Raw genomic sequence first — 12,394 nt, 5'->3', positions numbered from 1 at the left:
CCCAACCTGACTGCCCGTCGCTGATCGCGCACCGGTCCTGCGCGCAGCTCGGCCCTGGCCTGTTATGGCTTTCACGCTACATGACGCCCGAGACGGAACTCGAGCGCCGTGTCTTGCGAATACTCGCTGGTTTGTGCGACCGACAAGCCCTGCGCGCCAAGCGCGCTCAACCAGGTCTGATACGCGCCTTCCAGGAATGCCGGGGTCCACGCGAGCGCGTCGTTGCCGAATGCCGGCAGCGGCGCGCAATAGTGAACGATGCGTAGCGACTCGGAGTCGTCGGCGAGTTCGACATATCCCCAATCGATTTCCTGCCAACGCTCGTTCAGGGTCCGCTCGAGGTCTGTGGTCGAGTCGCAGGCAGGCAGCGGATGGGCCGCAGCAAAACGACTTCCCACGCGGTGCATTAGTTGACGCAATTCATCGCGGCCGATCTGCGCCTCGAACTCCGAGGCCAAGGCGCAAAGCATGCCCCGCCATTGCGGCGACATCTGGCGTTCGAGCAGGTAATCGAGGATTGGAACCATGTTTTCTGGAAAATGGCCGTCGATGCCAACTGGCTAAAAAGGACTGCGACGACCGGGTGCAGGGACAGTGCTCGCATGACTCGCGCATGGCGGCGTAGGTTAGTTTTACCGCTTTAACCAGGCGCTTCCGCACACTTTGAAGCAGTCTACTTAAGACATTAACTTTTAGCCACTTTCGGTCACCTGGCCGATACGTGCGAACCCTATGCTGCATACGGAAGGACCACGAAGCATTGCGAGTTCTGCCATGAGTCTGTGGCTCGCTAAAGACTGTTGCGCTCACAACTTCCAAGTGTATTAACGGCCACTTTGTTCACTGCATTGAGGTTCTTGCGCCTTCCTTTTTCTATCGACATGCAATTTCCGAATCCGGATTATTTCGCGTCGGAATTAATTTCCGGATCGTGGGGTATGATCGCCGAGGCCCAACGCATCGAGGATTCAACGCGCAGGCTCGGCCCAGTCGCCTGGTCGCACTCGATAGGAGCGAGCGCCCGTGTATTTATTGCCGGATATTTTTGGAAAGGCTCAACATTCGTCAGAGGTTTGCCGATATACATGGATAGAGTGACCGGACCTGCCCTGTAGCCCATCCTTATGCTCCTCACTTCGCCGCAGCACTCATTCGATGCCGATCTGCGCGAGCGCTTTCACCGGCGCTCGCTCGAACATCAGCGTCCGCTGTCGACCGTAACAATGGCGTTTACTGTCGTTGCGTTCCTCTCTCTCGTCGCGGCGCGCGCGTTTGTCGGCGGACCGGCCGCGCCGCTTGTGTACCGCCTTGGCTGCGCACTCGTGCTGGCTTTGCTGGTGCTGGCCATCCCGCGCGCGAAGTCGACGTGGACCTTCGGGGCAATCGGCGTCGCGTTTTCGCTCGCGCTGGTTGGCGGACTCGCGCTGAATGTTGTGGGCTTGCAACAGCCGCTGCTGTGGACGCTGCCGGCGATGGTCGTGATACCGGTTTGCGCTGCGCCGCTGTGGCTCACGCCGACGCATTTCTTCGTCGGCAGCGCGCTCTTCTATGCGGCAGCGATCCCGCTGCTGCCTGGCGCGCCGCGCACGGCCGACGTCGACATCGTCATGTGGATGTGGATCGCGGCGATCGGCTTGCCGACCTCGGTGGTGTTTCATTTCGGCTTCTACCGGTTCCGGCGCAATCACTTTCTGCTAGAGGACCAGTTGGCTCAACTGGCGGCCACCGATCCATTGACCGGTCTGCAAAACCGCCGCGCGTTCGTCGCCCAAGCGGAGCGGCGGCTCGCCGACGTGGCGCAGGGCGGGGAGGTTAGCGCGATCTTTCTGGACATCGACAACTTCAAGTCGTTGAACGACCGGTTCGGTCATGGAGTGGGCGATCTTGCGTTGCGCGAGGTCGCGCAGGTGCTGCTTGACGGAACCGGGGGCACGGACAGCGTGAGCCGGATCGGCGGCGAAGAATTTGCCATATTGCTATGCGACGGACTAGCCGGCGCGCTGCGCCTCGCCGAGCGGCTGCGCGGCGCAATTGCCGAAATTGAGCGCCCGGACGGCAATCTGACTGCCAGCTTCGGCGTGGCCGAACACCGCAGCGGCGAAAGCATCATGGTGCTGCTCGACCGCGCCGATGAAGCGTTGCTGCGCGCCAAGCATTCGGGCAGGAATCGCGTGTGCTCGGAGCGTCCGCTGCCGCAGGCACCGCTGCAATCGCTGATCGAAGACGCCTGTGGCGCGTCGGGCGCGTCGAGCTCGCGGCATCGATGGGAAGACTATTACCTTACCTCTCATTTTCAGCCGCTTTTTAGCTTGTCGCATCAGAAGCAGGTGGGCTTCGAGGCGCTGCTGCGGGGCGAACTGGACGACGGCACGCTGCTGCCGCCTGCGGCATTGTTCGCGCCCAAGCCGTCCAACGACGAAGGCGTGCTCGACCGTGCGAGCCATGCCGTGCACCTTGCCAACGCACGTGCGTCGTTGCCCGCGGACGGCTGGCTGTTCCTCAACATTCTGCCGGCCACGTTCGTCGCCGACGGCTATGCGGATGACCTCGCCGCCATCGTGCGAAGGGTGGGGCTCGCGCCGCAACAGGTGATTCTGGAAATTCTCGAGTCGCACGGCGGCAGTGTCGGCGAGATGTCGCGTGCGGCGGCGCTGTACCGCGAACACGGTTTCCTGATTGCCGTCGACGATTTCGGAGCCGGTCAGTCGAACCTCGACCGGCTGCTGCGCATCCGTCCGGATATCGTCAAGCTCGACGGCGAACTGATACGTGCGACGGGCCACGGCACCGAACAGCCGATCTTGCCGAAGCTCGTGTCGCTGTTGCATCAGGCCGGCATGCTGGTGGTGGTGGAAGGTGTGGAAACGACCGAGGAGTTGATTCTCGCCGTCGAATCGAACGTGGACTTCGCGCAGGGCTATCTGCTTGGGCGGCCGGCAGCGCAGATTGCTTCGCCTGGCTCCGTGCATCTACGAATTGACGATGCCTTCGACGTGATCGCGCAAGGCCGCGCGCATCAGCATGCGTTGTTCGAATCCGTGGTCGAGCCGTACCGCGTGGCGTTGCGCGAGGCCGCGGACGCGTTGCATGCCGGCGTAGCCATGGATCGCGCGTTTTCTTCTCTGGCGACGCTCGAGCGTTGCGTGAGCTGCTTTATCCTCGACGCTTCCGGACGTCAGCTCGGTCCCGAAGTGCCGGGGCCGGCGTGGAGCATGGAAGGCGCTTCGCTGCATCCGGTGGCGAATCCACGCGACGCGCGCTGGGACCATCGGCCGTACTATCGCAATGCAGTGCTGTTGCCGGGTGTCGCGATCGCCAGCAATCCATATCTTTCGCTAGCGAGCGGCAGGCCGTGCATCGCGGTGACGCTCGCTGCACAGTTCGCGGACGAGCGTTCGGTGATCGGCGTCGAACTCGACTGGTCGGCGCAGGGCTTGCCCTGGCCGGCGCGGGAGTGACGGCACTCAAGCGGCGCCGTGCAACGATCGTTCACCGCAATCCAGCGAGCCCCGCCGAGCCCTTATTCGGCGATTGAGAAGCGCGCCGGACGGCTTTGCGTCGACTTCTTGGGGCGCTCGACGCGCGCCGTGGCTCCGCGGATGAACAGCACCGCGCAGAACGCAACCATTGCCCAGATGCAGAGAATTACCGTCAAAGCGCTCATTTCTTGTCTCGAAGATTGGAAACCGCGGTTATTGCTGTCGGCCTTGTTTTATGGAGGGCCGGTCAGTGCATCGTGGGCTGGTCGGCTTCGCCGGAAACAAGCTCGTCGATCAGACGCGTGGTCAGACCCAGTTGCTGTTCCAGCGACGCGCGCGCTGCCTGTGCCGCTGCTTCGTCGCCGCGCGCCGCAGCATTGTACGTCTGCGTCGCGAGGCGCAACACATTTTGCGAAGCAATGTGCAGGCCGTGCATGGTTTGCGCATCGGCGTCGGGCGCAGGGTTGGTCCATTCGGCCGTTCCCGGCTCGGGCAGGTTTTCGTCGAACGGGCGATTCTGGCGATGACGGGAAGACATCTGAAGCTCCTGACGCAATTGGCACAATGTCAGTGTGCGCTGGGCGGCTGAGCTTCAATTGGTCGAATAGAAGGCGGTTTTGAAGCCAATCCCCGGCGATGGGCAAACGCTCGCATTTCGTATGGAGAAAGCGATTTCACGCGGACGTCGCGCCAACGCATGGCCGCAGGCTCTGATTTCTGCCATTCCTGGCGGCTTGCGAGCAGGTTGCAAATCGCCATCAGGCACAGCCGATAAACAGATTGGATGGAATTGCGGGCCGCTTTAGGTGCTGTGCCAGTGCCATCGAAAACTACAATGTGAGCCGCCCTTTAGCGATGGAGACTCGCAATGCCCAGCCGCACCCAGACCCGCATTCCCTGCATGATGATTCGCGGCGGCACGTCCAAAGGCGCGTTTTTCATGGCGTCCGACTTGCCCGCCGATCCCGCCGAACGCGACCGTGTGCTGCTCGCGGTGATGGGCTCGCCCGATCCGCGGCAGATCGACGGCATCGGCGGTGCGGACCCGCTGACCAGCAAGGTCGCGATCATCTCTCCATCGTCGCGCGAGGACGCCGACGTCGACTATCTGTTCGCGCAAGTCGTCGTCAACGAGGCGCGCGTCGATTTCGGCCAGAACTGCGGCAACATTCTCGCGGGCGTCGGGCCGTATGCGATTGAACGCGGACTCGTCAACGCTGAAGACGGCAGCACGCGCGTGGCGATTCACATGGTCAACACCGGGCAGATCGCGGTCGCAACGGTCCGCACGCCGGGCTGTCGCGTGACGTATGAAGGCGACGCGCGCATCGACGGCGTGCCGGGCGGCGCCGCGCCGATTCCGCTCGAGTTCCGGGATACGGCCGGCTCGACGTGCGGCGCGCTGCTGCCGACGGGACGACTCAAGGACACCGTGGAAGGCGTCGAACTGACGTGCATCGACAACGGCATGCCGCTCGTGCTGATGCGAGCGCGCGACCTGCAACGCACCGGTTATGAAACGCGCGAAGAACTCGACGCAGACGAAGAACTCAAGGCGCGCATCGAAAAAATCCGGCTCGCCGTGGGTCCGATGATGAACCTTGGCGACGTCAGCGCCCGAACGGTGCCGAAGATGTGCCTCGTCGCGGAGCCGCGCAACGGCGGCACGATCTCCACCCGTAGTTTTATTCCGCACCGCTGCCATGCATCGATTGGCGTGCTTGGCGCAGTCAGCGTGGCGACGGCGGCGGTGCTGCCCGGTACGGTGTGCGACGGCATTGCGAAAGTGGAACTCGAAGGCGCACGCAAACGGGTTTCCGTCGAGCATCCGACCGGCGAGTTCACTGTCGAACTCACGCTCGGCGGCGAGCCCGAACGGCCTGAAGTGCTGAGCGCGGCGTTGCTGCGCACCGCGCGCTGGCTGTTCGACGGTGTGGTCGGCATTCCTTCGTCGGTATGGGAGCCGCGGGTCTAGCAACGGATATCAACGCGGTCCTCGCTGCAGGTCGTCAGCGGGCATTCACCGGGCAGTCACCGCAAGCTGCCGCTAACTTGCCGCGGCACTGACTGTGCGCGTGAGCTCGACCACCGACAGACGGATTGCGTCGATCAGCGCCCGAGCCGCCGGCGAGGGCGTACCTGCCGCGCGCATGGTGAGCCCGATATCGCGCCGCGTGTTGTGCAGCGGCACCTTGAGCACTGCGAGTTGCCCCGCTTGCACCTCGTAGTGCAACTGCTGCGCGGACAGCGCCGCCACCATGTCGGTGCCAAGCAGCAGGCCGCGAATCACGGCTAGGTCTGCGGTTTCGACCGTGGGCAGTGGCGGTTTGATTTTCATCCGCTTGAACTGGGCTTCGAACAGCGCTCGCGCGGGCGCGTGACTGCGCGGCAAAATCCACTGCACGTCACGAAGATCCGCGATGCTCGGCTCATGAGCGCGCGTGAGCGGATGATCGCGCCGCACGAGAAGCACCATGTCTTCCGACATCAAGCGCTCGTTCTTCAGGCCGCTCGTCGAGTCGTTCTCGCGCAGCGCGCCGAGAATGAAGTCGATGTCGCCCGCTCTCAATCCCGCGACCAGCGCTTCATACGCGCTTTCGTCGGTGACCACCCGCACGCCCGGATTGTCGGCGCTCATTTTCGCGATCGCTTTGGGAAGGATCAGCGTGCGCCCGAGCGGCAATGCGCCGACCGTTACCGCGCCCCGAATATTGCCGCGCAGGGCGGCGATATCGTCGGGTACGTGGCGCAATTCGTTCAGCGCGCGCCGCACATGCAGCAGAAACGTTTCGCCTTCGGCGGTGAGCAGAATGCCGCGCGGGCTCCGGTGAAAGAGGCTCAGTCCCGAGCCGCTTTCGAGCACACGAACCGCGGTGCTCACGGCGGGCTGACTGATACCGAACGTTTTGGCCGCGCTCGGCATATGACGGTGTCGTGCAAGCGCGACGAAAATCTGCAGCCGCCGAGTGTTTAGCAGATAGGCCGGCAGTGCGCCTTCAGCAGCAGGTCGGCGGCGTGCCTGCCGCGCAGCGCACCATTGTGCGAGTTCTTCGAGTTCTACGAATATCCGTTCACAGCGAAGCAGCACCGCCCGGCCAACGGGGGTGGGCAGCATGCCCGAAGGACCGCGATCGAATAGCGGTTCTCCAACTGCCGACTCGAGTTCCTGAACCGAGCGCGTCACCGCCGATTGAGCGCGAAACAGCGCGGCGGCCGCACGCGTTGCACTGCCCATGTCCGCGACAAGGCGGAAGGCGCGCAGTTGCGCGAGATTGAGCAGGTCCTTGCTGCTTGCGGGCGCCGTAGCCTTCGCAGGCGCTTTGCCGGGCGCGTCGTTTCTGACGGCAACGAGCGATGCGTCGCGCGTCATGCGGCGCCCGCGATCAGATGCAATGCCGGCAGCGACAGATTCAGGCTTTCCTTCGATATGTGCGTGTGCTCTTTCATCAACGCTTCGACGCGCGCGCCTTCGCCTTTCCTCAACGCGTCCGCGATTGCGTGGTGCTGGCGGTGCGCGTACATCAGCATCATGAATTGACGCTCGCGTGCGGCTTCGTCGAATGCGATGGTGGAGGGCGAGACGAACGGAATCTTGTCGTTCAGACTCAACGCGGCGCTAACCGCCGTGTTCTGCGCTGCCTCGATGATGAGCGAGTGAAAGCGCCCATTCATTGCCGCATAGCGCACGTCGTCGCCGGGTTGAAGGTTGCCGTTACGAAAGATGTCGTCGCCTTCGCGCAGGCAGTCGTCGAGCGCGGCGGCGAGTGCGATGCCCACGCCGCTCTCGGCGACCGCACGCGCGGCGAGACCTTCGAGTACGCCGCGCACGTCGATTGCGTTCAGCACGTCGCGAACGCTGAAGCGGCGGACCACATAGCCGCGCGCGCCGGAGCGATCGAGCAGTCCTTCCGAAGACAGCACACTGAGCGCATAGCGCAGCGGCGTGCGTGATACGCCGAGCGATTGCGCGAGTTGCGCTTCGACGAGGCGTTGGCCCGGGGACAGTTCTCCTGCCAGGATCTTCTCGCGTAAGGCCTGAACAATTGCCTGCTGTGTCGTTTCGTTCATCGTCATCTGCTCATTGGACGTCGTCCAGTATAGCCACGCAAAATGCGCGGCACCACGGTAGAGAAACGACTTGCGAGTTCGTTTCGGAGGCATCTATTTTGTTTATTGATACCTTTCACAGAAACTCGCTTGAAATTGCAGCGCACGGGGAATTGGGATACAAACAGGCCCAAGCGGAGGGGGCTTTCAAGGCCGATGGAATGCGCAGGTAACCCGCAATGTCCTGCGAACAGGCAATGATTCATCTGCTGACGTTCGTTTACCCGTACTTCCTAAAAAGCCGCGCAACTCTTATCTTGGTATCCCAAGACGGTTGCGAGAAGGTGTCCAGCCTTCCTGCAATCTATCCGATTGGCCCGCAGCAATTGCGCAGCACGAAGCAACGGAAGAGAAACGAAATGGCAAGGATCATTGGTGGCATCGGCACCTCGCATGTGCCGACTATCGGCATGGCGTACGACAAGGGTAAGCAGAACGACCCCGCATGGGCGCCGCTCTTCAAGGGCTACGAACCGGTTGCGAACTGGCTCGCCGAGCGTAAGCCGGACGCTATGGTGATGTTCTACAACGACCACGCGAACAGCTTCTTCTTCGACTGTTACCCGACCTTCGCTCTGGGCGTGTCGGGCAATCATGAATTCGCGGACGAGGGTGCGGGCAAGCGTCCTCTTCCGGATATCGCGGGCCATTCCGATCTTGCGATCCACATTGCGGAGCAACTGGTCAACGACGAGTTCGACCTCACCATCTTTCAGGACCGTCCGCTCGATCACGGCTGCAATTCGCCTCTCTCGCTGCTGCTGCCTCATGCCGGCGGCTGGCCGCTTGCGCTGGTGCCCGTGCAGGTCAACGTGCTGCAGTATCCGCTACCGACCGCGAACCGCTGCTATCGCCTTGGCCAGGCATTGCGCCGCGCGATCGAATCGTATGAAGAAGACCTCGACGTGGTAGTGGTCGGTACGGGCGGTCTTTCGCACCAGGTGCACGGCGAGCGCAGCGGCTTTAACAACACCGAGTGGGACATGGAGTTCCTCGACCTGATCGTTCATGAACCGCAACGCCTTGCCGCGATGAAGCATGTGGATTACGTGCGCCTCGGCGGCGCGGAAAGCGTCGAAACGATCATGTGGCTCGCCATGCGGGGTGCGCTCGCTCCGAAGATCCACGAGCTGCATCGCAACTACTACCTTGCAACAAGCACCGCAATGGCCGTGACGATTTACGAAGACGAGGTGGCGCAATGAATCCGCAGCTGATCGGCGTCGAAGAACTGACGGGCACGTATCCGTTCGATATCCGCCAGAGCATCAAGGCGATGCGCCTGAACCGCTTCTTCTGGCAGATGCGCGAAGCGGCGGCGCGCGCACTGTGGCTCGAAAATCGTCAGGCGGCGTATGACAAGGCAGGTCTCACGCCGCAGGAGCGCGCGCTGGTCGACAACGCCGACTGGATCGGCCTGATTCGCTACGGCGTGTGCTTCTTCGTGCTCGAGAAATTCGCGCGCGTGGTGAAGATCACCAACCTGGGCATGTACGCAAGCATGCGAGGCGAAACCCTCGAAGCGTTTCTGAAGACGCGCAACGTGCCCGACGCCGTTTAGCGCGCAGCACCTGAGCCGCGCGCTGGCGGCTCCTTCATTTCGATGCAGGAACAAAACCCGGCTTCCACGGAAAGCCGGGACGGGAAACTATTTTCTTCGGAGACATGCATGAAATCTGCAGACTCAGTCGACATCAAGGCGTTTATCGACGCACGAAAGGTGTCGCCCTACCAATGGCTCGTGCTCGTTCTGTGTTTTCTGATCGTCATGATGGACGGCCTGGACACGGCCGTGATGGGCTTCGTTGCGCCCGTCATCATGCATGACTGGAATGTGAGCCGCACCGCGTTCGGTCCGGTGATGAGCGCCGCCATGGTCGGCCTCGCGGTCGGCGCTTTGGCTGCGGGCCCTGTTGCCGATCGCATTGGACGCAAGCAGGTGCTCATTGCTTCGGTGTTCTGCTTCGGCTTTTTCAGCCTCATTTGCGCATTTGCCGAGACGCCTGTGCAACTCGTCGCGCTGCGTTTTCTCACGGGCCTTGGCCTTGGCGCCGCCATGCCGAATTCGACGACGCTGCTCTCCGAGTATGTGCCGTCGCGCAATCGTTCGCTGCTGCTCACGATCATGTTCACGGGCTTTAATTTCGGCTCCGGCGCGGGCGGCTTCGTCGCGGCTTCGCTGATTCCGCACTACGGCTGGCGCGCGGTGTTCAGGTTCGGCGGAATTCTGCCGATCGTGAGCGTGTCGCTGCTGCTGTGGCTGCTGCCTGAGTCCGCGCGTCTGATGCTGGTGCGCAAACTGCCCGCCCACCGTATCGCAGCGACGCTCGGGCGCGTATGCGGCCACGAATTCAGCAGCGACGTGCGCTTCACGGCGCCTGAACCAGTGGTTGCGGCCAAGGCGCCTGTGCGGATGCTGTTCGCCGACGGCTACGCATTCAGCACACTGATGCTGTGGCTTACCTATTTCATGGGACTGCTGATCATTTATTTGCTGACCGGCTGGCTGCCGACGCTGATCAAGGACGCCGGTTTGCCCGTCGAACGCGCGGCCGCGATCACCGGCATGTTCCAGTTGGGCGGCACTGTCGGAGCGGTGGCGGTGGGCTTCGCGATGGACCGTCTGGACCGCAACGGCGTGATCGGTGCGGCCTACCTGCTGGGCGGCGTATTCATCGTCGCGCTCGGCATGGGCACGCTCAAGTCGAGCCTGCTGCCGGTTCCCGTTACGTGTGCGGGGTTCTTCATGAGCGGCGCGCAGACCGGCTTGAATGCACTTGCGCCGAGCTGCTATCCGACGCGGGCACGGGCGACAGGCGTGAGCTGGATGCTCGGGTTCGGGCGCATCGGCGGGATTCTGGGCTCGCTCGTGGGCGGTGCGCTGCTGTCGCTCGGGTTCAGCTTCCAGATAGTGTTCTCGGTGCTGGCGGTGCCCGCGCTCATCGCGGCCGTTGCAATCGTGATGAACCGGCTTGCGCTGCGCTTCATCAGTAGTCCGGTTGCCGACGCATAAGCGCTGAACTAGGGGCGTTGCGAAGGCTTATGGCCGGCCGCTTTTTCCGGCCGTGCTGCATCGCTCAGGCCCGGCGCTGCGTGGGCATCTCACTCACCGTTTTCCATTGCTGATCCAAACCTGTTGCCGTGTAAGAAGCCGGGCTGCGTTGTAAATCTCGCTATCAGCCCGGCTTCCCTTTTTCGCGGAACATTAATTGCTCCTTCGTTGCACGAAATCGCCTGGCGGTAAGAATCCGCCACGCGAATTCTTCCGCGAAAACAGCAAGCAGCTAACAAGGGAGACTCTCATGACGACCAGGCCAACCAATCCGCCCGATGCAGGCCGCCGCAAGGTTCTTGCCGCGCTGGCAGGCTCAATCGCACTATCGGCGTGTGGAGGAGGCGGTGGAGGCGGTAGCAGCGGCGGCTCCGGAGGAACGCCGGCCGTTGGCACGATTCCTCCGGGCCGCGCGAATCTGCCGCGTCCCGCGCTACCCGATCCAGCTACGTCGGGCATCGACCACGTGGTGCTCGTCACGATGGAGAATCGCTCATTCGACCATCTGCTGGGCTGGGTGCCCAATGCGGAAACTGCACAGAGCGGTCGAAACTTCAAAGATGCATTTGGCGAAACTCACACGCCGTTCTCGCTCCCCTCGAATGCCGCCTATGGCTTCCAGGCCTGTTCGTTCGCCGACCCCAATCACTCATACGACGCCGGACGCGTTCATCTTGCCAATGGCGCAATGAACGGCTTTCTGCTCACGCCGAACACGAGCCTTACGCGCGGCGACCTGTTGCCGATTGGTTATTTCCAGGCGGCAGACCTCGAGTTCTATCGCGGCGCGGTACCGCAGTACACCGTCTGCGACTACTACATGAGCGGAATTCTCGCCGACACTTATCCGAACCGTCTCTATCTGCACAGCGGCGAAACAGACCGCTTGTCGGACACGCTCGACACGTCGTCGCTGCCAACGATCTGGGATCGCCTCGACGCGAAAAACGTCTCGTCCACCTACTACTTCCACGACGTGCCGTTCACCGCGCTCTACGGCACGCGTTACGTGGGCCGCTCGAAGCTCTTTGCCAACTTTCTCTCCGACGCAGCCGCGGGCACCTTGCCGTCGTTCTGCATGGTCGAACCGAGCTTTGGCGGCGAGGCGCAGGGCACGTCGAACGACGACCATCCTCACGCCGACGTGCGCAACGGCCAGGTCCTGCTCGGCCAGATCTACGATGCGCTACGCACCGGCCCCAACTGGAGCAGGACGCTGATGATCATCGTGTATGACGAGTGGGGCGGCTTCATGGAACATGTCGCGCCGCCCGTGAAGCCGGTGTCCGCCGCGGAGGCCGCACTCGGCAACGACGGCCGGCTTGGTTTTCGCGTGCCCTGCATGCTGCTCGGACCGCGTGTGCGCGCCAACTACGTATCGCGCTATCCGTTCGACCCGAGCTCCATTCACCAGTTGCTCGCGTGGCGCTTCGGTCTGGATCCGCTCGGCGTGCGCGCGAGCGATTCGACAACCTTCAACCTGGCGTATGCGCTCGACTTTACCGACGCCGCGCGCACCGACGCGCCGGCGATCGCGGTGACGCAAGGCACTTTCGGCTCCGCCTGCTCGAATCTGTCGACGGCGACTTCGGGCGCGAGCGGCATCGAGCAACTGGACAAGAGCCAGACCGTGCCGAATACCGCGATCAGTGCGCCGGGTGGCCGTTTTGCCGAGTTGCGAACCAAAGCGGACGCACTCGGCTTTCCGGCGCCTCAGTAAACCTGGATGATATGGCTTGCCCGAGTTTACGCTGCT

Annotated in this window: 11 protein-coding genes; 6 read left to right on the top strand and 5 right to left on the bottom strand. The window is 62.6% G+C overall.

Annotation, left to right across the window (positions count from 1 at the left end; translation table 11 throughout):
* Positions 1–71 precede the first annotated feature (71 nt).
* Entirely contained in the window at positions 72–527 is a 456-nt protein-coding gene (gene bcsD, locus BCA01S_RS05065; protein ID WP_027775990.1) for a cellulose biosynthesis protein BcsD, read from the bottom strand.
* Positions 528–1,124: 597 nt separating this feature from the next.
* Between bcsD and BCA01S_RS05060 the strand changes: the two genes are divergently transcribed.
* Complete coding sequence (locus BCA01S_RS05060; protein WP_027775989.1) at positions 1,125–3,458, top strand: bifunctional diguanylate cyclase/phosphodiesterase; 2,334 nt, start codon at positions 1,125–1,127, stop codon at positions 3,456–3,458.
* 62 nt (positions 3,459–3,520) lie between these two features.
* On the opposite strand, the gene BCA01S_RS38420 is transcribed toward BCA01S_RS05060, so the two are convergent.
* Entirely contained in the window at positions 3,521–3,664 is a 144-nt protein-coding gene (locus BCA01S_RS38420; protein WP_167455775.1) for a hypothetical protein, read from the bottom strand.
* Between the two features lie 62 nt (positions 3,665–3,726).
* Positions 3,727–4,017, bottom strand: a complete 291-nt coding sequence (locus BCA01S_RS05050) for a hypothetical protein (protein ID WP_027775988.1) — start codon at positions 4,015–4,017, stop codon at positions 3,727–3,729.
* Positions 4,018–4,347: 330 nt separating this feature from the next.
* Here BCA01S_RS05050 and BCA01S_RS05045 point away from each other — a divergent pair, with 330 nt between their 5' ends.
* Positions 4,348–5,454, top strand: coding sequence for a 4-oxalomesaconate tautomerase (locus BCA01S_RS05045; RefSeq protein ID WP_027775987.1), 1,107 nt, complete (start codon positions 4,348–4,350; stop codon positions 5,452–5,454).
* Positions 5,455–5,526: 72 nt separating this feature from the next.
* Here the strand turns inward: BCA01S_RS05045 and BCA01S_RS05040 are convergent, their stop codons facing one another.
* A complete protein-coding gene (locus BCA01S_RS05040) occupies positions 5,527–6,849 on the bottom strand; it encodes a LysR family transcriptional regulator (protein WP_027775986.1) in 1,323 nt (440 codons plus the stop codon).
* Entirely contained in the window at positions 6,846–7,547 is a 702-nt protein-coding gene (locus BCA01S_RS05035; RefSeq protein WP_027775985.1) for a GntR family transcriptional regulator, read from the bottom strand. Before BCA01S_RS05035 ends, BCA01S_RS05040 begins: the two co-directional genes overlap by 4 nt.
* A gap of 398 nt (positions 7,548–7,945) precedes the next feature.
* On the opposite strand from BCA01S_RS05035, the gene BCA01S_RS05030 reads away from it, so the two are divergent.
* The 4 genes from BCA01S_RS05030 to BCA01S_RS05015 all read left to right on the top strand — a co-directional run bounded on the left by BCA01S_RS05030 (position 7,946) and on the right by BCA01S_RS05015 (position 12,358).
* Entirely contained in the window at positions 7,946–8,791 is an 846-nt protein-coding gene (locus BCA01S_RS05030; protein WP_027775984.1) for a gallate dioxygenase, read from the top strand.
* Positions 8,788–9,147, top strand: a complete 360-nt coding sequence (locus tag BCA01S_RS05025; protein WP_027775983.1) for a protocatechuate 3,4-dioxygenase — start codon at positions 8,788–8,790, stop codon at positions 9,145–9,147. The genes BCA01S_RS05030 and BCA01S_RS05025 overlap by 4 nt, the downstream gene beginning before the upstream one ends.
* Positions 9,148–9,255: 108 nt before the next feature.
* Positions 9,256–10,599 carry an MFS transporter gene (locus BCA01S_RS05020; protein WP_027775982.1) on the top strand — a complete coding sequence of 448 codons (1,344 nt, stop codon included), beginning with the start codon at positions 9,256–9,258 and terminating at the stop codon, positions 10,597–10,599.
* 289 nt (positions 10,600–10,888) lie between these two features.
* Positions 10,889–12,358, top strand: coding sequence for an alkaline phosphatase family protein (locus BCA01S_RS05015; RefSeq protein WP_027775981.1), 1,470 nt, complete (start codon positions 10,889–10,891; stop codon positions 12,356–12,358).
* The last annotated feature ends 36 nt before the right edge of the window (positions 12,359–12,394 follow it).

Source organism: Paraburkholderia caledonica NBRC 102488 (genome assembly GCF_000685095.1).
Taxonomy (GTDB): Bacteria; Pseudomonadota; Gammaproteobacteria; order Burkholderiales; family Burkholderiaceae; genus Paraburkholderia; species Paraburkholderia caledonica.
This window is presented reverse-complemented; position numbering and strand designations above follow the sequence as displayed.